Here is a 23,308-nt window from a genome sequence, read left to right as displayed (position 1 = left end):
CAGAAAATGACTTTAAAATACAATCAGACGAGCATAAAAATGCTCGTCATGGGACTCCTCATGTTTTTTGGGTCGGTTACAGCGGCCTTCGCTCAGGAAGCAGATACCGCGTTTAGTGATATAGAATTCACTGAAATTAAACCAGATAGCACACATAAAGATAGTATCACCGCTACTGTGCTTAGTCCGGCAAAGGATAGTGCTGCTGTTACAGACCCGGCTAAGCCTCTGGTAAAGAAGGAAGAAAAGCAAGGTCTGATCGCCATCTTTATCGCAGGTTTCATTGGAGGTCTGGCGGCATTACTGATGCCTTGTATTTTTCCGATGCTTCCTTTAACAGTCAGCTTTTTTACTAAAGGAAGTCAGACAAAAGGAAAAGCAGTGAGCAGGGCGATGTTTTATGGTTTATCTATTATTGTAATCTATGTGGTACTGGGATTACTGGTGACTGTCCTTTTCGGGCCGGATGCACTCAATAGCCTGTCCACAAACGGGGTATTCAACTTTCTGTTCTTTATTTTACTGCTGATCTTTGCCATGTCCTTTCTGGGTGCATTTGAAATTACCCTTCCTTCCTCATGGGTCAATAAAATGGATGCCAACTCCGATAAAGGAGGCCTTGCAGGCTTGTTCTTTATGGCGGGCACACTTGCGCTGGTTTCCTTCTCCTGTACAGGACCAATTATCGGGACCTTACTGGTGCAGGCTGCTACAAGTGGCGCGTTGTTAGGTCCGGCAATAGGCATGTTTGGGTTCTCATTTGCCCTGGCCATTCCTTTTGCTTTGTTTGCCATGTTTCCATCCTGGTTAAGTGCTTTGCCTAAATCAGGCGGCTGGTTAAACAGTGTAAAGGTGGTGCTTGGCTTTTTGGAGCTGGCACTGGCGATGAAATTTTTAAGCAATGTAGACCTTGCTTACCACTGGAACTGGTTTGACAGGGAAGTGTTCCTGGTACTTTGGATCGTGATCTTCGGATTGATGGGCCTCTACCTGCTTGGAAAACTTAAATTTTCCCATGACAGCCCGGTGAACTTCATTTCCGTTCCGAGGTTGCTGATAGCTGTAGTGGTGCTGTCATTTACGGTATACATGATTCCCGGATTATGGGGAGCACCTTTAAAATCGGTATCTGCATTTCTTCCGCCTCAGGCGACTCAGGATTTCGATTTGTATACGCCAACCTTAACCGGTGCATCAAATGGCCCTGCGGTAAAACATGAGGAAGGTCCTCATAAATATTCGGAGATCTTTCATGCTCCTTTAAATCTGAACGTATTCTTTGATTACGAAGAGGGAATGGCTTATGCAAAAAAAGTGAAGAAGCCTGTCATGATTGATTTCACCGGCCATGCCTGTGTAAATTGCAGACAAATGGAAGCGAATGTCTGGCCGGATAAAGCGGTATTCAGCAAGCTGAACAATGAATATGTCATCATTCAGCTCTATGTAGATGATAAAACGGAACTTGCAGAAAACGAAAAATTTAAATCTAAATTCAGCGGTAAAGCTGTAAATACTATTGGAAACAAATGGAGCGACTTTCAGGCCGCCCGGTTTAACTCCAACTCACAGCCATTTTACGTCTTACTTGGTCATGACGGGCAATTGCTGGCACCACCTACAGGTGCAAATTACAATGCCGGGGAATATCTTGAATTCCTCAATAGTGGCTTAAAGACTTTCAATAAATAATTGAAAATTTAGGTTAATAGTTAATAGTAAAAACGATGGTCGGTGGATGCCGCCCATCGTTTTAAAATGTCATCTAAAATTAAACACCACAAATAGCCCGTTCCGGGATTAAGGAACAAATAGATCTAAAAAACCAATTTATAACTAATGAAAAGATTAAGTTTGATCACGCTGGTACTCCTGGGTGCCGGTTTTCAGGGTTTTGCTCAACAGAAAAACCCAAAGAAAAATGCGGCTTCGGTAAGTCCCGTTGCAAATCCGAATGCGGTTAACCGCCCACCTGCAGCAAACGGGCCTAAGCCTTATGCTGAAGTGATCACCGCCAAAGCAAAAACAGATAAAGGACTGTTTAAAGTACACAACATCGAAGACCGTTACTTCTTCGAAATCCCCGATTCTTTGCTGGAGCGGGAGATTCTTATCGTCAATAGAATCAGTAAGGCTGCTGCCGGCAACCGTTCACAAATGATGGGTTACGGCGGAGACCAGATTGGCGATAACGTCATCTCTTTTCAAAAAGGACCGGCCAACAAGTTATTCTTAAAAAGCATTTCTTATGGAGAACGCTCACAGGATACGACAGCACAAGGTTTGTATAAATCTGTGATGAACTCAAATGTTCAGCCATTGGTCGCTTCATTTGACATCAAAGCATTTGCTAAAGACTCTGTTTCGGGTGCCAAAGGAGTGGTTATCGATGTGACAGATTACATGAATGGCGACAATGAGATTTTCTTTTTTGATCCTTCTGTGAAAAAAGCGTTAAACCTGACCGGGATGATGAACGACAGAAGTTACATCAAAGAGATCAAAGCTTATCCGCTGAACATTGAGATCCGGACCCTGAAAACCTACGCAAAGTCTGCTCCGCCAATGCCGGGTGGAATGGGGGGAGCGCCAAGTGCAAGCCCGGCTACTTACGAGCTGAACAGCTCGATGGTCTTATTGCCTGCTTCACAAATGAAGGCAAGGTATTTTGATCCGCGTGTGGGTTATTTTGCCACTGGTTTCGTAGATTTTGATTCCAACCCTCAGGGGGTAAAAAACCTTTCCCTGATCACAAGATGGAGATTAGAGCCTAAAGCGGAAGACATCGAGAAATACAAAAGAGGAGAGCTGGTAGAGCCTAAAAAACAAATCGTTTATTATATTGATCCTGCAACGCCTAAAAAATGGGTGCCATACCTGATCCAGGGAGTAAACGACTGGCAGGCAGCCTTCGAAAAAGCAGGATTTAAAAATGCAATTGTAGCCAAAGAAGCACCTTCAGATCCGGCATGGAGCCTGGAAGATGCCAGACATAACGTCATTGTATACAAACCTTCAGACATTCCAAACGCAAGCGGACCTCACGTTCATGATCCACGTACCGGAGAAATCCTGGAAACGCATGTAAACTGGTACCACAATGTGATGTTAATCCTTAGAAACTGGTACCTGATCCAGGCCGCAGCAGTTGACCCTGCAGCACGGAAAATGACTTTCGACGATAAACTGATGGGAGAACTGATCCGTTTTGTGTCTTCTCATGAAATCGGACATACCCTGGGATTGCGTCATAATTTCGGATCTTCAGCAACTGTACCGGTAGAAAAATTAAGAGACAAACAATGGGTGGAAAAAAATGGACACACGCCATCAATCATGGATTATGCCCGTTTCAACTATGTTGCTCAGCCGGAAGATAACATCAGCTCCAAAGGAATTTTCCCAAGAATCGGTGATTACGATTTATGGGCAATCGAATGGGGTTATAAATGGACGCCTGAGTTTAAGGGCCCGCAAGAGGAACTGGCGAGCTCCAACAAAAACATCATCAGCAGGATCTCCGGAAACAAACGCCTGATCTTCGGAACAGAAAGTGATCCAAATGATCCCCGCAACCAGAACGAAGACCTTGGCGACAATGCCATGCTGGCTTCTGCTTATGGAATTAAGAACTTAAAACGCATTTTGCCGAATTTATTGACCTGGAGCAAAGAGCCAAATGAAGGTTACCAGAATGCAAAAACGTTATATGGCGAACTGGTAGGTCAATATGGCCGCTACATGGGCCATGTAGCAAAAAATATCGGAGGAATCTATTCTACACCTAAAACAGTAGAAGAAAACGGTGCCTCTTTTGTCGCTGTTCCTTATGCAACACAAAAGGAAGCAATGACCTTTTTAAATGCACAATTGTTTACCAGCCCAACCTGGTTAATTAACAAAGAATTGATCGAACGCACAGGGATTAATCCTGTAGATGTTTTTCAGGGAATTCAGAAAAGTACTTTATCGAGATTCCTGAATGCCAATACCATTGGCAAACTCATCAATGCAGAGGTAATGAGTGGTGCCAAAGCCTATACTGCGGAGCATCTGTTTGCCGACCTTAAAAGCGGAATCTGGTCTGAATTGTACAGTCATAAGAACATCGACGTGTACAGAAGAAACCTTCAGAAAGCTTACATAGACAACCTGAGTAAGCTGATGGTAGCGCCTTCATCGGCCGCTCCCGGTGGTTTCCCTGGAATGAGGTCTTCTGATCCTACAAGTTCAGATGTATCCAGCATTAGCCGTGCGCACATGGCTGGCTTAGCCAAAGATGTCCGCCTTGCCATTCCTGCAGCAACAGGTTTGAGTAAATATCATTTACAGGATTTATTGGTGCGCATCAATAACGCATTGAATCCGAAATCGTAAATTATTTACCACATTAAAAAGCCCCCTCCGGATTTGTGTTAAACAAAGCAGAGGGGGCTTTCTTTTTTCTAAACCCGGTCCTGTTCGGGTTTCCTGTGGGTACTGATGGCAATCCTGTTCCAGGCATTGATGGTTACCACTGCCATGATAATTTCAGAGAGCTGCAAGTCAGTAAACAATTCAGCAGCACGGCCATAGGTTTCTTCCGATACCCCTGAAGGAATCAAAGTAACCTCCTCTGTTAAAGCAAGAATGGCCTTTTCTTCTTCAGTAAAAAATGAGGTATCCCTCCAGGCACTCAGGGTATAAATCCGCTGTTCAGTCTCTCCGTGTTTCCTGGCATCTTTAGTATGCATGTCCAGGCAAAAGGCACAGCCATTGATTTGTGAAGCCCTGATCTTGATCAGCTCTTTATGAGATTTACTAAGGGAACTTTCGTTTAAAAAGCCTTCCAATGCGAACATCGCCTGATAAGCTTTTGGATTGGTCTTTTGAATATCAATTCTATCTTTCATAACTATATTGTTGTTTTTTCTCTGAAGCAATGATCGCTTCATGCTATACGATGTTTAAATTTCAGTTCAAATTTCGGCATCAAAAGCCTTAAAAAAACTTAACCTGGTTTAAGAAATTCTCTTTCCCTTCCTGGCGCGGATTTTACTCAGAAATTCAGGGGTAAAGCCAAGGTAAGAGGCCAGCATATACTGGGGCACCCTTTGAACGAATTCTGGAAATGCATCGTTGAACTGGTGATATTGCGCTTCTCTGGATAGGGTATGGAGGAATTTTGTCCTGGTCTGAACGGCAGAATAGGCACGCTGCAGGATCAGGCGAAAATACCTTTCCAGCTTGGGTACCTTGTCAAAAAGTTCCTTCTCGCTGTTTTTTTCAAAAGCAATGACCTCTGATACTTCTACTGCCTGAATCTGAAATCCGGAAGGAATGCGGTTTTCCAGACTGGTATAATCACTGATCCACCAGTTTTCAATTGCAAACTGCGTGGTTTGTTCTGCTCCCTTATCGTCAAAAAAATACATCCTCAGACAACCTTTTACCACGAAATAATTGGCAGAACAGATCTTTCCCTCTGTTAAAATCAGCGCTTTCTTTTTCAGCTGGAGGTATTTCAGTTTTTCGGCGATGAGGACTTCTTCAGTTTCATTCAGAGGGACATACCGATTGATATGTTGTAAGATTGGCTGGAACATAAACAGGCTTTGGGAAAGCAAGATAAACAATTGTTCCTGTTTTTAAGATGAAAAAGAGGCAGGACAATTTAGCCTGCCTCTGAATATGATGTATTTAATGAACTCTAAATACTCAAAGCATTGTGGGTCAGCTCATGATCAACAGTGTCTGCAGCTGCATATTGCGCGGCAATATGTTCATTCAGGTACCTGGAAGTATAGTAATGATCGGTTACATTGATAAATAAAACCGTTCCTCCTTCAATGGTATTGATCACCGTATTTGCCAGTTCTGGCGCCACTGCCGGGCAGCCCTGACTCCTTCCGAGCCTGCCCAATGCATTGATCGTCCCCTGGCTCACGTAATCTGCCCCATGAACAACAATGGAACGTTTGCGGGCATTGGAGTTGAATCCTTCGTCCATTCCATCAAGCCTCAATGATTTACCATGCTGTCCGTGGTAAATTTCCGCGGTCAGGTAAAATCCGATACTGCTTTGAAAGGAATCATTAAGGTTAGAAAAGCGGGTGGCTTTATCATTTCCACTACGCTGGCCATGGGCAACCCAGGTATTCAGCAGGAGTTTCTTTTTGTCCAGATCGATGATCCACAGACGCTTACTCGTGCTGTTCTGGTCGAAATCTGCAATGGTTAAAATGGACTTGCCGGCAGACACCTGTCCGGACTTTTTAAGGTTGTAAAAACCGGTAAGGGCTTTTTCAAAAACTAATGGGGTTAACCCGCTTTCGGCAAGGTGTGCAGACTGGTAAATGTTACTGACATGCCTGTTGTACAGGCTATCTTCAGTTGGAATTACAACCGGGTTAATCTGGGGAGTTACCGGCTCCCGGTTTATCATGGTGAAGGCAACCGCCATCGTAATTAATCCTGCTCCACCAAAAAGGTATCTCATCATAGAATTTGGGTTTAGTGCTATGAATAATTGAATTGTTAGTTATGTATTTTTATGCTATAGGCCTGATGTTTAAACGCTAATATATTGATTAATTGATGTTTAGATTGAAATTTAGTAGGCTATTACTTTTTTATGACTTAACTATCTTAATAGTGTATTATCGTCATGGCAAATTGCCGGAACCGATGTCCCTGTTAATAATTATGATGTTTTTTTTCTGCTTTCATCAGTAGCTTTCATCCGCTTTACCTTTGCGGGCTGCTATAAGGACTCAAATAAGGGCAAAAGGTTTAAAACAGCTGAAAAATTCACGTAATAGATCAGCTCGTTTGCGTAATAGATTTTGTTCCTCCTGGTATTCTATAGGAATTTGTAAGTATGAAAACAACCATCAGCCCTGTCGTTCTTTTAAGAATCCCGGCATTCTCCATTACAGATCAGTTAGTTGAAGTATGGGAAGAGCTAAAAATAGCTATCAGCTTTTCTTCCAGTGCCTTCTACGATAAAATTAAAACAGTTAAAGCCCATGAACTGACGGATTTAGATCCGAAAATACAGTTTACGATATGGAAGTATTTCAACCGCTCCAAATACCGGGGAACACCATATGGCAGCTTTGCCGGTTTTGCAGTCGCGGAATTAACAGCCGGAACAACGGAAGTTGTCTTTTCCCGTAAGCAGCATTTGCACCGTTTTAAAGACTGGTCTTACCGCAATGACCTTCAGATATCAAACGAGGACTTAACCTCCTCAGATCGCCTCTATTTCTCAAATTCAAGTACTTATTCAACCTCCAGGAACATCCGCTTCATTTCCCTGCAGGAACAGGTGTTTGAACTGGCTGAAATCGAAAAAAGCACGTTCATCACAGAATTGCTGGATTTCTGCAGTAAGAAAGCAAGGTATGCCGCCATATGTGATTTCGCTGCTGACCGTGCCGTCTCCGAAGAAGTACTGACAGGAATTCTCAGGGCGATGCTTGATTTACAACTGCTTTTCACAGACCTCAACCCCAATATCATCGGACCGGATTACTTTGGACGGAGCGGGCAAGCCCTCAACGACACAGAAGAGCAATACCTCATCGCGGAGCGTAAGGTGTGTTCGGGTGGGGTCGGTAAAGCCGCTTTAGCGCACTTACCTGCATGTATAGACCATTTAACATCGATCAGCTCAGCACAAGAAAACCAGGGACTTAAGTCCTTTTCCAGCGAATTCCAAAGACGCTTTGAATCTCAGGAATTGCCTTTAATGATGGTCCTTGATCCGGAGCTGGGAATTGGTTACGGAGACCTTGCCGGCGCTGCTGCCGCAACAGATTTAGCGCATGAACTGAGGGATGCCATTGGCAATGCTGCACCGGCAGCAGCTCATCCGGGAGCCTTTGCCTGGACTTTGCTCAAAGAGATGCTCAGGGGAGATGGAAAACAAGTCATTAAACTGGAAAATATAGAAAACAACCAACAGTCAGACAGCAAGATAAAGCCGGCGAACAGCTTTAGCGCTTTAGCAAGATTTGCGGATGATCTGGTGGTACTGGAACAAGTGGGCGGCTGCACTGCTAATGCGCTGGCCGGCAGGTTTACCATGGCCAGCGAGGCGGTAGAATCACATTGTAAACAGATTGCGGCCGCAGAATCAGCAGCCAATCCGGAGGTGATTTTCTTCGATCTGGCATACATGGCTGAAGGAAAAGTCGACAATATAAACCGAAGAAAGGGGATTTATGACCACGAACTTCCCATTCTAAATTACTCCTGCAGCGGGCAGCCCATCTCTTTAAATGACCTCCTGGTTACGGTAAAAAACGGAGAAATCATCCTGCTCTCCGCACAATATGGGAAAAGACTGGTCCCAAGGCTCGCTTCTGCTTATAACTACAGCCGGTCTGACCTGTCCGTTTATCGCTTTCTATGTGATTTGCAACATCAGCGAGTCCGGACTCAGATCTTGTTTGACATCCAGTCGCTCTTACCCGGCCTGGATTTTTACCCCAGGGTCCAATACAAAAACCTGGTTTTATCCCCGGCAAAATGGAGGATCAAAGCCTCTGATCTGGGGCAGGAGCCAGTCCTTTCCCTGCTGGATAAAATGGGGGTAGGCCGGTACTTCTCTGCAGGAAACGGAGACCAGACTCTATGCTTCGATAAAGAGAATGAAACCGATCTTTTTCACTTTAAATCCTACCTGAAACAATACAACGATTTCGTTATAAGTGAATGTATTATTGCTAGTAATCAAGTATTTAGAGATGAATCTGGAAAGAATTACTTCAGTCAGATTCTCCTCACGCTAAATCACGGCGAATTATTGTATTCCGGACATACGCCGCTAAAAAAAGCAGCACATAAGGACGTCGAACGGGTCATCGTTCCGGGGAAAGACTGGCTCTATTTTGAGATTTACTGTCATGAGGAACGGACAGACTTCCTCCTTACTTCGCTGATCGGAAAATTCATAGAAAGGTATTCCGGGAATTTTAAAACCTGGTTCTTTATCCGGTACAATGATCCGGCTCCGCACCTCAGGTTAAGGCTGCAGCTGAACCGGGAAGAAGAAGGATATTTTTACATCAGCAGGTTAATGGAAATACTGGCAGAGGACTTGTCGGATGGGATCATTACAGACGTTCAGCTGAAGACCTATCACCGGGAAACAGAACGTTACGGCGCGGCGCAGATGGCGCTGACAGAGCATCATTTTACGGCCGACAGCAATTATGCTTTAAGTCTTCTGGATAGCAATCCGGATCTGTTTACTAAATATGCAAATTGTACGGCATTGATGAAAGCAGTACTGGGGACACTTGAGCTGAACCAGGGAGAACAGGCGGTATTTATCCGAAATGTTCAGCAATCATTTGAGGAAGAACACGGCATGACCAGCAGGGAGTTCAAAAAGGTAAACAGGGAGTGGGGCCTTTTCCTGGAAGAATATCCCTTTGGAAGCCTGGATCATGTACTTCATGCCATCCCCAACGAGCTGATCCGTTCCTTTAACCATACTTTAGCGGAAAGCACGCCCGAAAACCGGAGGTCCCTGTTTTGCAGTCTTTTTCACATGCACATCAACAGGTTGTTCGCCACGGAGCCAAGGGCCCATGAAACGATCATTTACAGCTTCCTCCATAAAATATTGCAGCTCGAAAAGCAAAATCTACACCTGGTTAAGCTCGATCGATAAAGTGGCCTCAAAATAATGGTCCTCAGTAACGGCAGTATGAAGTGCGGCTTTGTTCCCATAAGCAGACTTCAGCCGCTTCTTTACGTTGCTGAGGCCTATATGGTGACTGCTATGTGCAGGCTGCAGGCTAATCAGATTTCTCGTACTGACCTGCAGCAATCCACCGGAACAACTGATGTCAATGCTTGCAGGATGGGCGGCCTGCCTGAGTTCCCCATGTTTGAACATATTTTCCACGAGGGTCATAATGAGTAGGGGAATGATCTGAATGTATTCCACATCTTCAGTGTAATTCAGGGAAATATGTAAACCATGACCTGCCTTAATCTGATGAAGCTTGATCAGGTTTTCTACCTGTTCCAATTCTCCGGACAAGGCGGATTGCGCATGATCCTTCACCTCTTCAATAGAATACCTCATCATTTCTGACAATGCCATAATCGCTTCTGCGGCCTCAGGAGCAGTTTTTCTTGTATTCGTATAAATGAAATTTAAGGTATTAAACAGGAAATGAGGATTGATTTGCGCTTTCAGGTGGGCATGCTGCGACTTAATCAGATCAGAATAAATCCTTTGGTTTTCAATGATCACCAGCAAGCGCTCTTTCTCCTGTTCTTCTGCCCGTTTTCTTTCCTTGAAGTAATTGAGGATATAATCGTAGCCCGTGGCAAACAAAATGAAATAAATGGCACGGTAAGCCACATTGGTATGTGCCCTAAAGGTAAACTGGATCGGTTCAATAAGCTCCAGCGTACCATAACGGTTGAAGAAATCAGCGGTATGAAGAACAAGCGGAATATACAGGATCACTTCCAGCGAAATGAACAAAGGCAGCCTCCAAAGTGCCTGAATACTTTTCATTTTTGCCGCAGGCATCACCACAAGGGCATGAAAGTAAAACAAACTGATGTTAAACGTATAAAAAAGTGCATAGTTTCCAAACGTCGCAAAGACCCCGCGGATCACGCCCATAATCACCACTTCATAGAATATAAAGAGGAACCAGCCTATAAAATGGATCCGGTAACGGTATAAAAAGTCTTTGAAATTATCAGGTGTTATTTTCATTTCGTGTAAAAGAAGCCAGTGTTAACGTAATACTTTTCCCGGGGCCTGCGATCCTGCTTAATTTTCCTCAAAAAAAAGAACATGAAAAAGGAACTAACAGCAATCAATCTAAAGAAAAGCACATTATTTGTGTTCAAATCAAAAAAAGGTAAATCAGCTTACTATACTGATACTTTTAAAACGTATACAGATCCGACCAATACCAGTGCAACATCGCATACCAGTGGTATAGTTGGATATGGAGCACACTAGAAAGTGTTTAAGGCAATGAAATCTAATCGGGTACATTCCGCTTGGATTTCATTGTTTTTTCTCCCAGAAAGACTAAAAACTGCTTTTTATAAGTCGTCCCCAATGGCACCTCCATTTTATTGCTCAGAATAATCGTATATCCTTCCACTTTAGTGATGTAATTCATAGATACGATAAAAGACCTTTGTACCCTGACAAAGTTCGGATTGTCCTGCAGCTTCGTTTCCAGCTCCTTCATCGTCAGATAAGCGACATGCGTCTCATTCACTGTATGTATCTTCACATAATTGTTTAAGCCCTCAATCATGATGATGTCTCTGATATTGATTTTTGTATATTTCTGCACCTGATCAGTCTTGATAAAAAAGAAATCATCTGCTGCAACCACATTTTTTACAGCCAGCTCCGAATTCAGGAGCCTTTTGATCATCAAAGCGAATTTGCTCATGGAAATCGGCTTCAGCAAATATTCATTTGCCTGTACACCAAACGCTTCATAAGCATACTTCGAATGCCCTGTAGTAACCACCAGGTACTTTGTCTTGTCTCTAATGGCAATTGAAAGATCTATTCCTGACATCCCCGGCATATCCATATCCATGAAAACAATATCAATCTGGTCATTGGCCGAAATTTCCATCAAAGCCTGCAAAGGATTTGTAAAGTATTTTACAAGCTGCAGGTTGGGCATCGTATTGATGTAATCTACCAGGAGTTCTACAGCGTGTTTCTCATCGTCAATAATTACGCAGTTTAATTTCTTGTCCATTGATCTCCTCCTATAATTGGAATAATATTAATAAATCTAACCTAAAAATATTCACAACGCAAAACAGGTCCTTGGCGTAATACTTTTTATTATTTCATGAATTTTATTAAGAATGTGTAAAGTTAAATCAAATTCAGGGATAAAACTATAATTTTCTATGCAGAAGTCAAGGATTTATTGCGTTTACACCTAGTTATGGATGATTTTAACGGATTTTGAAGGTTAATTTTTCATTCACCATGCAGTTCATATTATTCACCACGCAAAACCCTTCATTCACGTAAAAGAATTGGCGGTATCATTGATCTTGCCTACTTTTATGACATCCCCCCTATAAAACGAAAATTCCTGATGCATGGAGGTGCATCGGGGATTTTTCTTCAATTTACTGCCCTTAAAGTAATTGAACAAAAACATCTCGCGTTCTCATATAGTTTGTTAATTCAAAAGGGGAGTATTCCCCTTTCTTCAATGAACAACAATTCTTTTCAATAATTCATTTCATTCTTTTTTCAAAAAGACTGATCATCCTAATCCCGGAACTAATCCGGGATTTTTTTTTAAAGGGACGTAGGGGTATGTGCTGATTTTGTTGTCTTACCTGTAAATCATTAAAAATTAATTGATCAATTATTTAAAAGAACAACAAAATGAAAACAATCAAGTATCTACTTATCATTACCGTAAGCATTTTCAGTATGAACTCCGTTAAGGCGCAAGTGCCGGGATTGAACTTTGGAATTAAAGCAGGCGCAAACTTCGCCAACCTGCATTCTGATTTTAAAGGCCTCTCTAATGAAAAAGGGAAAATGGGATTTAATGTCGGTGCATTTGCAAGGATCGGAAAAACCCTTTATTTTCAACCTGAGATTAATTACACGACATTTAAAAGTGAGTACAGCTATAGCGGATCTACCTATAAGCCTAACTTCAAACAAATGAACATTCCATTGATGGTTGGTTATAAAATCATCAATACTGAAGCCTTTAACCTGCATGTATCTGCCGGTCCGGACTTTAGCTATACCCTGAATAAACCAAATTCCCCAACCTCATTTGATTACAAAAAATTCAATATTGGTGGTGTAATTAACGCAGGAGTGGACCTCGGAAACTTAACCATAGATGCCCGTTACACGAGAGGATTCACCAAAATCAACAAAGGATTACAGGAAAAAACAGGTATTTATAACTTATCTGTAGGTTTCAAAATTTTCTAATTTCTCTTTTTAACAAAATAATGGGGCCGGTGATTATTCATTGGCCCCTTTTTTTATATTTGGCTATAATTATTTCAACATGCAAAGTGAATTGTTTCAAATAGAAAGCGAAATGCCCTGGGAAGATCTTGGTAATGGCATTAAAAGACAGGTTTTTGGATATGACGACCGGGTGATGCTGGTAAAAGCAAAATTCGAAGCCGGAGCCGTTGGCGTATTGCACGAGCACCACCATACCCAGGTCACTTACGTAGACAGCGGCGTATTTGAAATGACCATTGGCTCAGAAAAGAAAATGATCCGAAAAGGAGATGGCTTTTATGTGCCGCCACACGCCATCCATGGCTGCGTTTGTTTAGAAGCGGGAATCCTGATCGATGCTTTTACACCACATCGTGAAGATTTTCTGAACGCATAAAAACGACTACTCCGTCTTCATAAATTTATACAGATAGGCACAGGCCAGTAATAAAGCGGTTAAGATCAGCCAAAGGACGTTGTAACCATGATGTTCCGCGATGTAAAAACCTGCCGTTGGTCCCACTACCTGTGCGACAGACCAAACCAGCATATAACCTGCAGCATACTGTCCTCTGTTAAACTCGTTTGCCCTGCTCATCACAAAAGTGTTCACAAAGGGGAGGGCAAACATTTCTCCCACCGTAAAAAATACGATACATAAAGTTCCCAGCAGGATCGGAGAGCCAAATGGAATCATCAGCACCAGGAACGAAGCCGCAATAAACAACACCCCAACAGTGATGAAAAACACCGGCGACCTTTTTCCTTCAATCCGGTGCACCATCACCATTTCAAATAAAGCGATGATTACCCCGTTCAGGCCCAGGATCAGGCCGATCATAAACTCATTGATCTTCCAGGACTCTTTAAAGAAAACCGGAACTACCCGGAACATCAGGAAAAAACAGATGATAAAGATCATACTCAACAGGATAAACCTGATAAACAAACCATCTTCCCAGGGCTTACGCACCACAATCCCTTTCACCTTTTCTTTGATGGTTTTTCTATAAGCCTTTATCTTCGGCAGGAAAAAAAAGATACTCAATCCTGCAAAAATGCTGACCATTCCATCCACATAAAAAAGCAGGCTGTAATTATAAGAAGCGATCAATCCGCCCATACTTACCCCAAATGCCCATCCGATATTGGTGGCCAGACGGTTCAGAGAATAAGACCTCGTTTCCAGCCCCGGTTTAGCATAAGCGGCAATCGCCGCAAAATTGGCAGGACGAAAAGCCTCTGCAAAGAAACTAATCACGACGGCAAGGACGCAAAGGGTATGGAAATGGGTGATACTCGCAAAGAACAGGAAAAATGTACCGCCAATAATTGCCGAAAAAATCTGAACAGGCCGGAAGCCGATCACGTCGGTCAGCTTACCACCAGCTGCCGAACCTAGGATAGAGCCCAGGCCAAAAAGCGTGATGATAAATCCGGCATCAGATGCAGAACGGTGAAGCGATTGGGTCACATATAAGCCCATAAAAGGCACAGCCATATATCCACTCCGGTTAATGAGCATCACGATACTCAGAATCCAGGTTTCACGGCTCAACCCGGAGAAAGACCTTTTATAGTTCCCGGCAATAGTTTGAAGTAAAGACATATGCTTATTTTACCCCTCCAAAAGCTGCGAAACAAAGATTTTTGTGTAACACTTCTACGTGTTTAAAGCCAACCTCTTCCATCAGCTTCAGCTGGTAACCGATAGAACGGGGGGTATCTTCATAGGCAATGTAATCGAAAACCTTTTCCCGGTATTCCGCTCCGCCGAGGCCCTCCAGATAACTGCCGTATTTCTGCTGGAATAAAGCGTTCAAATGAGGGGCATCATGCGCAATCAGGTCGGAGATCCAAAAGGAGCCTCCGGGTTTCAGTGCATCATAAACCTTCTGAAACAGCTGTTTCCATTCTTCATCTCCACGCAGGTGATGCAGGGTTGCCGCTGCAAGGACAATGTCGTACTTCTGCGCCTCCAGCTCCAGCAGCCTCATGTCCAGCTGAATGGTGGTCACCGTTCCCTGTGTTTCCGCACTTACCCTTTCCTTTGCTCTTTCCAGCATGGGCAAACTCAGGTCATTTAAGCTGCAGTTCAGGTTTGGAATTTTACTCAGCATCTTCAGGGTATAGTTGCCCGCGCCACATCCGATATCCAGCAGCTCTTTCGCTTCAGGATTCACATATTTCGCGGCATCAGTACACAGTTCCATAGTTAAGGGCGCATCAAGCGTGGTCAGCTGGCCGGTATCCAAATTGGAAAAACGTTCCACATCCTGATCAAATCTGCTTTCTATTTCCTGATTGGTAGCTTTCGCTGAGTAGTCTTTTGCGCTCACACTTGTAAAATTTGTGCCAAGATAAAAAAATAGAATTGCCATTCCCGCAAAACCTACTAACTTTAAAAAGTTCAAATCAAGAAAACATGGCAATTAACTTACGTAAAGGCGAAAAAATCAATATTGGTTTATCAAAGATCAGTGTGGGACTGGGATGGGACCCTAATGATGGAACAGGGCATGACTTTGACCTTGATGCTTCGGCATTCATGGTCGATGCGAACAGGATGATCCCGGCAGAAGAATTCTTCGTTTTCTATGGAAATGATAAATCTCCGGATGGAGCGCTCTTTCATACAGGAGATGACCCCACAGGAGGAAACAGTGCGACCGGCGATGATGAGATCCTGAAAGTAGACCTTTCCCTGGTAGACGACCGCATTCAGGAACTGTTGTTTGTAGTGACCATTCATGAAGCGCAAATCAGAAGACAAAACTTTGGACAGGTGAGGAGCTCCTATATCAGGATCGTAGACGATACCACGGGGGAAGAGGTGGCCAAATACGAGCTGGATGAAGATTTCTCTATTGAAACTGCGATTGAATTCGGCCGCCTTTATAAAAGAAACGGCAGCTGGAAATTCGAGGCTTCAGGCAGGGGATATAAAGAAGACCTTGCTTTTTTCCTGGCCAAATATTATACAGGAGACATCATTAAATAAATCAGGCTTATACCGGAAGTATGATGTGGAATGTCGTTCCCTTTTCAGGTTCGCTTTCCACCTGAATACTTCCGCCTAAATCTTCAATCTGGGTTTTTACCATAAATAAGCCCATTCCTTTACCCTCAACTTCCAGGTCAAAGCGCTTGTAAAGGCCAAACAGCTGTGCGCCGTATTTACCCAGGTCTATGCCCTTTCCATTGTCCTTAAAGATCAGGTTCAAATGTTTTCCGGTCAGATAAGCTTTGATATGAAGGCTGGGAGGGAAACCCGGCCTATGGTATTTTAAGCTGTTTAAGATCAGGTTATAGAAAATATTATACAGGTAACCGCGTACGGTATAGGCCTGATGAACCTCAAGATCACAGTCAAAAACCATTTGCTCCTGTACCACGAGGTGGTTAATGCTTTGTTTGATTTCATCAACGAGCACCTGAATGTCAACAGGTTCTTTAATCCTTCCGGGAGCATCTTTTTTCACCTGTAAAACATAGTTGAGGTCCTTGATCACTGTATCAAGGTTCTTGATGGAAGTCTGCAGTCCATGCATCAGTTCGGCTGAACTCCGCTGGTCTAAGCCGGCAGTGTTCATCAATTCACTAAGCCCGATAATATTGGCAACAGGTGCCCGCAGGTTATGAGAAACCACATAGGTAAACTGCTCCAGGTCTTTATTTCTCCGGATCAGCTCTGAAGTGATCAGGTTTTGCTGATCTGCCAGGATTTTCACCTGGGTAATGTCTTTGATCGACAAAATGAAGCCCCAGTTTTTATGCTCATTGTCGTTGACACCAACCCATTTGATCGCATACCATTTTCGCTGCCCGTCCCTTTCCTTCACCTTAATCTCATAAGAGATGTTCTTCCCGTTGGTCACCTCTTCGATGATTTTTTCCAGCTTAGAGCGTTTCTGTTCCACGAAGTAATCGAAAATATGGCTCCCTTCAAAAGGGGTGGCATGCCCTCTGAATTCGGCAATTTCATGCGCCAGGTGACTGTAAGACACAATTCTCAGCTGATGGTCTACCAGAATGTAAGCCGCGTCGGTATGGTTCAGTAAAGTCCGCAGGTTGGCTTCTGATTTCTTTAGGGTTTCTTCCGCAATTTTCAGGGAAGTCACATCCTGTAAGATGCCATAGAGGCGGATAGGCTTACCTTCCTTGTCGAGCTCAATACGGTTCTCGCCGGTCAGGATTTTAACTTTCCCCTTAGAATTGATGATCCTGAAACTGGTTTTCATATTTTTTCCGGTACGTTTCAGTTTACTCACTTCATACTCCAGCCTGAGCCGGTCATCAGGATGAACAAGGTTTTCAAAATATTGATTGGCCGGAACCATAGACTCGTCGCCCCAATAGATTTCTTTCAAACCATCAGACCAGGTCAGCTCTTCCCTGATCAGATCGTAATTCCAGTTGCCAATCTGTGCCATTTTCTGGGCCTCTGAAAGACCAGCCTCCGCCAGACGGATCTTTTCTTCAGAGAATTTCCGTTGCGTAATGTCACTCACCACACCCTCTACACTAATGAGCGCCCCGTCCACAAGGTTCGGCAAAGCCCTGACCTCCAGCCACCTCATACTTTGATCTTTATGGGTAATCCGGTACTGGCTTTTCACCTGCTCGCCTTTTTGCAGCAGCACATCGTCCTGCTCCACAATATACCGGTCCTCAGGATAAATCACCTCATACCATAAATCAGGGTTCTCATGAAACTCCCTGATCGTATACCCATATATTTTAGGACAGCCGGCAGACAACTGAATGTATTTGTTGTGGACAATATCTTTCAGGTAAAACCCTTCGTTAACAGCACCAAACAGCTTGTCAATCTCCTGATTTACCCGCTCGGTCTCCTTGCGCGACAATACCTGCTCGGTCACATCTATTCCAAAAATCAACAACCCTTCTATGGCTCCTTTATTACTCCGCAAAGCCTGAACGGTGAAATTAATGTACAAGCTGGTCAAAAGCGGGTTCCCGCCGATTCCTTCATCAAGATGAACAAACACCTCCTTGTCGACAAAAGTTTCACCGCTTTTATACACCTGATCGGCAACATGTACAATAAACTGGTGTTCAAGATCTGTAAATACCTCAGACAAGCGCTTGCCAAGGGCAGCTTCTTTTCCACAGAGCTGCTGATAAAAGGAATTGGTAAACTGAAAGGTATGCTCAGGTCCAATCACAATGGCCACAGCAGATGGTATCTTCTGCAGCAATTGCAGCTGATGTGTTTCCTGCGCTTTTAACCTCGCTTTCTCCAATGCCTGCAGCATCGCAAAAGGAAGACGGGCCAGGCGGTCTCTTAAGAAGTAGTCCGTAGCTCCGGCCTCCAGCAATTTCAGTCCTTCATCTTCGAATTCAACACTGCTGATCCCCATAAAAATAATTTGCTGATCCAGGGCCTTTACCAGACGAAAAGCCTGATGTCCTATAGATTCAGCTCCCGAAAATGAGGCCAGTATCAAGTCGGGGGAGAACTCATTTAATGCCTCCAGGTACGCTTCCAGCACATGGACAACCAAGAGGTTAACCTCAGTACCTGAGCACCTTAATGCAGCAACGACTTCCCCTTTATCTCTTTCAGGGTCCTCAAGAAGAAGGATTCTCAGTATGTTTTTCATAGGGATGATGACTGATGAGTCCGATTAAGATAGACATAATTCTAGGATATGAATATAAAACAAATCGTATTTAATTAAAGTAGAAAAACAACTGTACCCTCTGAATTAATTATTTTATGTGTAAAAAACCAATTAACTTTAACCTATTCATAAGAACATACACCATAGCGTTTAGCTGATTACCTTTTTGAAAAATTAGATGAGAAGATTACCTGTTTATTTTTTGCTGGATACATCCGGGTCGATGTATGGAGAGCCTATTCAAGCGTTAAATAACGCATTAAACGGAATGCTGAGTACCTTAAGAACTGATGCACAGGCGCTGGATTCCCTATGGATCAGCATCATTACCTTCGACAGAGAAGTGAAAGAGCTTGTCCCCCTAACGGAACTGGTTCATTTTCAGCTGCCCGAAATCCTCTGCCCACAGAGCGGCCCTACACATATGGGCCAGGGACTGGAATTGTTACATGAAAAAGCAACCGCGGAAATTCAGAAGGCTACAAATGAACAGAGTGCAGACTGGCGCCCCTTATTTTTTCTGTTTACCGATGGCAAACCTTCTGACCTGAAGCTGTACAGAGAGATGATCCCTAAAGTCAAAGCCTTAAATTTTGCCTCCATCGTGGCCTGCGCGGCAGGACACCTGGCAGATGACTCCATTTTAAAGGAACTGACGGATACAGTGGTGCACCTGGACACCGCAGACAGCAGTACACTGAAACAATTCTTTAAATGGGTTTCCGATACCATAGACCAGGGCAATAAGTCTATGGGAACTACTGAAAGCATTACCCTGCCGCCGCCGCCATCCGAAATCCACTTAATTATCTGATCCTATTCCATCACATGAGAAGACTTCCTATATACTTTCTTATAGATATTTCCGAATCCATGATTGGCGAGCCTATTCAAAATGTTGAAGAAGGAATGGCCAATATTATTAAAGCTTTAAAATCTGATCCATATGCCATAGAAACGGTTTGGGTTTCGGTATTGGTTTTTGCCGGACAGGCGAAGACCATCGTTCCTTTACAGGAAATTGCCGATTTCTACCCGCCCAGGTTTCCCATTGGCGGAGGAACTTCCCTTAGTAAAGGGCTGGGCCACCTGATGTACGAACTCAGGTCAAACGTGATTAAAACCACCCATGAACAAAAGGGCGACTGGAAGCCCATCATCTTCCTGCTTACCGATGGGGTACCTACAGACGATACCCGCTCTGCAATTCAGGAGTGGAAACAGAACTGGCAGAAATCAACCAATCTCGTGGCCATCTCTTTCGGACAGGAAACAGACCTTTCCTTGTTAACCGAACTGACAGAGCATGTGCTCATGTTTAACAACAGCAGCACGGAACAGTATACCGCATTTTTTAAATGGGTAACAGACTCCATCAAAACGAGCAGTATCAGTGTAGACAACAGCACTTCAGGCTTTGAACTGGCCAAGCTGGACGAGCAGGTCATCAGTAAAATTGACCTGAGCAAGAAAACCATCGCTCAGGAATACATTGATCCGAACTATGTTGTCCTTGCGGCGAAATGCCAGAATACCAAAAGGCCTTATCTGATGAAATACCGGAAGGTCTTAAACGATTCACCATTTTCTGATCTGGGACTGCAGACCGTTGCCTATAAACTCAACGGCGCATTTCAGGTCGACAATTCTTATTATGAACTTTCCGACCAGTCTGTCAATGCTTTTAAGATCAATAGCGAAGAACTGATCGGAGCACCGACATGCCCTTCCTGCGGCAATCAGTATGGCCTTGCCATTTGTTCCTGCGGTAAAATTCACTGCATCGGGGAAGAAGAGTACAGTACCTGTCCATGGTGCAATACAAAGGCACAATATGGAACAGGAGGTGGCGGTTTCGACATTAGCAGAACGCAGGGATAGGCAGGCTGATGGAAAAATGGGAAATATTTCAAAGGAAGAAAAACCTGGAAGAGAAACGTATTGTACTGCCAAATGCCACAGTAGGTAAAGCTTACCAGGTGGTTCTTGACCTGGAGGGAGAAGACTGGAATGAGGTAGTGATATCAGACATAACCGGCCTGGAACAGATTGGGTTAACTTACACCAAAGAAAGTAAAACCTTAAGCGGAATTCCGTCGGCCGCTGCTGATGTTAAACTTGTTTTCCAGCTCCTCGTGGCCGGAGAAGCAATGGAAAAGAAAATTCCTTTCGCCGTAAACCCGGATCCGCGTTCCTTATGGAAAACACTGGACAGTGATCAAAATGATCCCTGGTGGAAAGCCGATGAAGTGCATACACAACAGCCTTTTGGAAACAAACAGCTGGTAGCGGCCTCAAAAAGAGGAAGGGCACATGCCAATATCGGCAAGTTCAGGGAAGATCACTATGCTTTGGGAAATACCGGAGCACAGGGCTGGAACATCATAGCGGTATCAGATGGTGCAGGAAGTGCAGCATTATCCAGACTGGGCTCTAAAATTGTCGCCGAAACGACCGTCAGCCATTTAAAAGAATTACCTGCATCTGCTTATGAAGCGCTGGAAGCGCAGTTAAAGATGACCGGCCACAGCGTGGAAAAACCAGCTGAACCGGAACTCCGCAAAATTGCAAACGCATTTTTGGCTCCAGCCATTCATGAGCTCCATCTCCGGCTGGAAACCTTGGCCAATAGCCTTGATGCGGAGCTGTCCGATTTACATGCCACGCTGGCCTTATGTCTGATCAAACAATTTGAAGAGGGTTGGGCCATCTTAACATTTAGTGTAGGTGATTGTCCTATTGCGTTATTAAACAGTGATAAAAATGAGGTCGCCCTATTAAACTGGCTGGATACAGGAGAATATGGAGGGGCCACACGTTTCGTCACCATGCCCGAAATATTTGAGCAGCCGGATTATTCAAGCCGCTTCTCTGCCCGCATCGTCCCTGACTTTTCTTACCTCATGATGATGAGTGATGGAATTTATGATGCGAAATTCGAAACTACCTTTAATCTGGCACAGCCGGCACTATGGAACCGCCTGATTGCGGACCTGGAAGGAGACAATCCGGAAGGACATCAGCTGAAAATGCAAAATGGAAACCCGGATGTTGCCGCAGCACTTTCCCAATGGATGGACTTTTGGAGTACCGGAAATCATGATGACCGGACTCTGGTAATCATTTATTAAATTTAACAATGGCAGTTGTAACCGTAGAATCCCCATATACCCGAAAAAGATACCAGTATTATGATAACGGGGACCCGAAAAGAGGTGGTCTCAAAGACGTTTATTTTAGTGTGGACAAACAATATGTAGTGGCCATTTTCAGGGAAGCCCTGGATGATAATCAAAAAGAGCGGCTAAAAAGAATTACCGGTCACTATTTGCAACAGATCAGTACCAAGGAAGCCGGAGATTATTACCTCAATGAGGTTTACCGCTGGCCTACAGATGTGATCGAATGGAAAGGCCTCACAGGAATCATCGTTCCGATATATGCGCAAAAGTTCTTCTTTTCCAAAGGCTATGAAAAGAACGACCTCATTCTGGGCGCTGAAAAAAACGGAAAATGGTTTGCTGGTGCTAAGTTCAGGAACCCTAATTTCCCGTTGAGGATTGCCAGTTCGGAACTGGGCAACTGGATGAGCTACCTGCAAATCTGTGTAAACCTTTGTCGCGGGGTAAAAAAGATGCATGCGATGGGCCTTGCACATTCCGACCTCTCTTACAACAATGTGCTGGTAGATCCGGTCAGCAAATCAGCCTGTATGATCGATCTGGACGGCCTCGTGGTTCCCGGACTGTTCCCCGCAGAGGTGATCGGCACCGCCGAATTTATCGCTCCGGAAGTCATGGCTACAAAACACCTGAACAAATCCGATCCCAACAGAAAATTACCCAGAAGGGAAACGGACCTGCATTCTCTTCCTGTACTGATTTATATGTACCTGCTGCACCGGCATCCGCTGCTTGGTGGAAAAGTTCATGACCTTGATCCCGAAACAGACAACCTGCTGGCAATGGGAGCACATGCCTTATTTATAGAACATCCAACAGACCTGAGCAACAGGCCTAAAGTAAATCAGCTGTCAAAATGGGAGCAACCCTGGGGAGATGTCAACAAATTGCCATATACCCTCACCGGTCCCTATCTTTCTGAATTGTTTGACCAGGCTTTTGTAAAGGGGCTGCATCATCCCGCATTCCGCCCGGCAGCAGACATCTGGGAACAGGCATTGATGAAAACAAGTGACCTGTTACAACCCTGCAGCAACCCTGCATGTGAGCAAAAGTGGTATGTTTTCGACAATACCACCCAGCCAAAATGCCCTTTCTGCGGACAAGTCCATTCCGGCAGCTTACCGGTGCTCGACCTGTATTTTAAATCTGCTGAAGGAGCTTACCGCCCGGAACAGCACCGCTTAATGGTGTATACCAATCAATACCTCTTTCCATGGCATGTGAACCGGAACATCCTCAGAAATGAAAAGCTGACAGCTGCAGATAAAGTACCTGCCGGTTATTTCGTGAAACACAACGATAAATGGGTGCTTGTCAACCAAACGCTGACTTCCCTAAGGGACATCACCGAACAGGCCGACATTCCTATCGGGGGATTTGTGGAACTCAGCGCAGGTAAAAAGATTTTATTTTCCGGCGAAGAGGGCGGGAGGCTGGCACTGGTTACGATTGTTGGAGAGCAGAACCAAACCACCGCATAA

The 23,308-nt window shown here is 44.1% G+C and carries 19 protein-coding genes; 11 read left to right on the top strand and 8 right to left on the bottom strand.

What is annotated here, in order from left to right; genetic code table 11:
* Positions 1-6: 6 nt before the first annotated feature.
* Positions 7-1,692, top strand: coding sequence for a protein-disulfide reductase DsbD family protein (locus DBR43_RS28210; protein WP_124586676.1), 1,686 nt, complete (start codon positions 7-9; stop codon positions 1,690-1,692).
* Positions 1,693-1,839: 147 nt separating this feature from the next.
* On the top strand, positions 1,840-4,377 hold the full coding sequence (locus tag DBR43_RS28205; protein WP_124586675.1) for a zinc-dependent metalloprotease: 2,538 nt from the start codon (positions 1,840-1,842) through the stop codon (positions 4,375-4,377).
* A gap of 68 nt (positions 4,378-4,445) precedes the next feature.
* On the opposite strand, the gene DBR43_RS28200 is transcribed toward DBR43_RS28205, so the two are convergent.
* The 3 genes from DBR43_RS28200 to DBR43_RS28190 form a co-directional block, all read right to left on the bottom strand.
* Entirely contained in the window at positions 4,446-4,892 is a 447-nt protein-coding gene (locus tag DBR43_RS28200) for a carboxymuconolactone decarboxylase family protein (protein ID WP_124586674.1), read from the bottom strand.
* Between the two features lie 108 nt (positions 4,893-5,000).
* Positions 5,001-5,585, bottom strand: coding sequence for a Crp/Fnr family transcriptional regulator (locus DBR43_RS28195; RefSeq protein ID WP_124586673.1), 585 nt, complete (start codon positions 5,583-5,585; stop codon positions 5,001-5,003).
* Positions 5,586-5,689: 104 nt separating this feature from the next.
* Positions 5,690-6,481, bottom strand: a complete 792-nt coding sequence (locus DBR43_RS28190; RefSeq protein WP_124586672.1) for a murein L,D-transpeptidase catalytic domain family protein — start codon at positions 6,479-6,481, stop codon at positions 5,690-5,692.
* 378 nt (positions 6,482-6,859) lie between these two features.
* On the opposite strand from DBR43_RS28190, the gene DBR43_RS28185 reads away from it, so the two are divergent.
* Positions 6,860-9,664, top strand: coding sequence for a lantibiotic dehydratase (locus DBR43_RS28185; RefSeq protein ID WP_124586671.1), 2,805 nt, complete (start codon positions 6,860-6,862; stop codon positions 9,662-9,664).
* On the opposite strand, the gene DBR43_RS28180 is transcribed toward DBR43_RS28185, so the two are convergent.
* Positions 9,638-10,732 (bottom strand): sensor histidine kinase, encoded by a 1,095-nt coding sequence (locus tag DBR43_RS28180; protein WP_124586670.1) that lies wholly within the window; start codon positions 10,730-10,732, stop codon positions 9,638-9,640. The two genes, DBR43_RS28185 and DBR43_RS28180, sit on opposite strands and share 27 nt — an antisense overlap.
* A gap of 81 nt (positions 10,733-10,813) precedes the next feature.
* On the opposite strand from DBR43_RS28180, the gene DBR43_RS33080 reads away from it, so the two are divergent.
* Positions 10,814-10,984 (top strand): hypothetical protein, encoded by a 171-nt coding sequence (locus DBR43_RS33080; protein ID WP_158622618.1) that lies wholly within the window; start codon positions 10,814-10,816, stop codon positions 10,982-10,984.
* Positions 10,985-11,006: 22 nt separating this feature from the next.
* On the opposite strand, the gene DBR43_RS28175 is transcribed toward DBR43_RS33080, so the two are convergent.
* A complete protein-coding gene (locus tag DBR43_RS28175) occupies positions 11,007-11,753 on the bottom strand; it encodes a LytR/AlgR family response regulator transcription factor (RefSeq protein ID WP_124586669.1) in 747 nt (248 codons plus the stop codon).
* A 650-nt stretch (positions 11,754-12,403) separates the two neighbouring features.
* Between DBR43_RS28175 and DBR43_RS28170 the strand changes: the two genes are divergently transcribed.
* The gene (locus DBR43_RS28170) at positions 12,404-12,973 is read left to right on the top strand and encodes a porin family protein (protein WP_124586668.1); all 570 of its coding nucleotides are present in this window, start codon (positions 12,404-12,406) and stop codon (positions 12,971-12,973) included.
* A 79-nt stretch (positions 12,974-13,052) separates the two neighbouring features.
* Positions 13,053-13,391: a cupin domain-containing protein gene (locus tag DBR43_RS28165; protein WP_124586667.1), complete on the top strand. Its 339-nt coding sequence runs from the start codon at positions 13,053-13,055 to the stop codon at positions 13,389-13,391.
* A gap of 6 nt (positions 13,392-13,397) precedes the next feature.
* Here DBR43_RS28165 and DBR43_RS28160 read toward each other — a convergent pair whose 3' ends face one another.
* Together DBR43_RS28160 and DBR43_RS28155 are read right to left on the bottom strand one after the other, a co-directional pair.
* The gene (locus DBR43_RS28160) at positions 13,398-14,603 is read right to left on the bottom strand and encodes an MFS transporter (RefSeq protein ID WP_124586666.1); all 1,206 of its coding nucleotides are present in this window, start codon (positions 14,601-14,603) and stop codon (positions 13,398-13,400) included.
* 4 nt (positions 14,604-14,607) lie between these two features.
* Positions 14,608-15,333: a class I SAM-dependent methyltransferase gene (locus tag DBR43_RS28155; RefSeq protein WP_233603248.1), complete on the bottom strand. Its 726-nt coding sequence runs from the start codon at positions 15,331-15,333 to the stop codon at positions 14,608-14,610.
* An 86-nt stretch (positions 15,334-15,419) separates the two neighbouring features.
* Between DBR43_RS28155 and DBR43_RS28150 the strand changes: the two genes are divergently transcribed.
* Positions 15,420-15,995: a TerD family protein gene (locus DBR43_RS28150; RefSeq protein WP_124586664.1), complete on the top strand. Its 576-nt coding sequence runs from the start codon at positions 15,420-15,422 to the stop codon at positions 15,993-15,995.
* 7 nt (positions 15,996-16,002) lie between these two features.
* On the opposite strand, the gene DBR43_RS28145 is transcribed toward DBR43_RS28150, so the two are convergent.
* The gene (locus DBR43_RS28145; protein WP_124586663.1) at positions 16,003-18,621 is read right to left on the bottom strand and encodes a PAS domain-containing protein; all 2,619 of its coding nucleotides are present in this window, start codon (positions 18,619-18,621) and stop codon (positions 16,003-16,005) included.
* Positions 18,622-18,820: 199 nt separating this feature from the next.
* Between DBR43_RS28145 and DBR43_RS28140 the strand changes: the two genes are divergently transcribed.
* Genes DBR43_RS28140 through DBR43_RS28125 form a run of 4 tightly spaced genes read left to right on the top strand, consistent with a single transcriptional unit; the run spans position 18,821 to position 23,308 of the window.
* Positions 18,821-19,456 carry a vWA domain-containing protein gene (locus DBR43_RS28140; protein ID WP_124586662.1) on the top strand — a complete coding sequence of 212 codons (636 nt, stop codon included), beginning with the start codon at positions 18,821-18,823 and terminating at the stop codon, positions 19,454-19,456.
* A 14-nt stretch (positions 19,457-19,470) separates the two neighbouring features.
* Positions 19,471-20,523 carry a TerY-C metal binding domain-containing protein gene (locus tag DBR43_RS28135; protein ID WP_124586661.1) on the top strand — a complete coding sequence of 351 codons (1,053 nt, stop codon included), beginning with the start codon at positions 19,471-19,473 and terminating at the stop codon, positions 20,521-20,523.
* A gap of 8 nt (positions 20,524-20,531) precedes the next feature.
* Positions 20,532-21,773 (top strand): PP2C family serine/threonine-protein phosphatase, encoded by a 1,242-nt coding sequence (locus DBR43_RS28130; protein WP_124586660.1) that lies wholly within the window; start codon positions 20,532-20,534, stop codon positions 21,771-21,773.
* An 8-nt stretch (positions 21,774-21,781) separates the two neighbouring features.
* On the top strand, positions 21,782-23,308 hold the full coding sequence (locus tag DBR43_RS28125; RefSeq protein WP_124586659.1) for a helix-hairpin-helix domain-containing protein: 1,527 nt from the start codon (positions 21,782-21,784) through the stop codon (positions 23,306-23,308).

It is taken from the genome of Pedobacter sp. KBW06, from assembly GCF_003852525.1.
Lineage (GTDB): Bacteria > Bacteroidota > Bacteroidia > Sphingobacteriales > Sphingobacteriaceae > Pedobacter.
The sequence above is the reverse complement of the archived record's forward strand: the minus strand, read 5'-3'. Positions and strand labels throughout refer to the sequence as shown.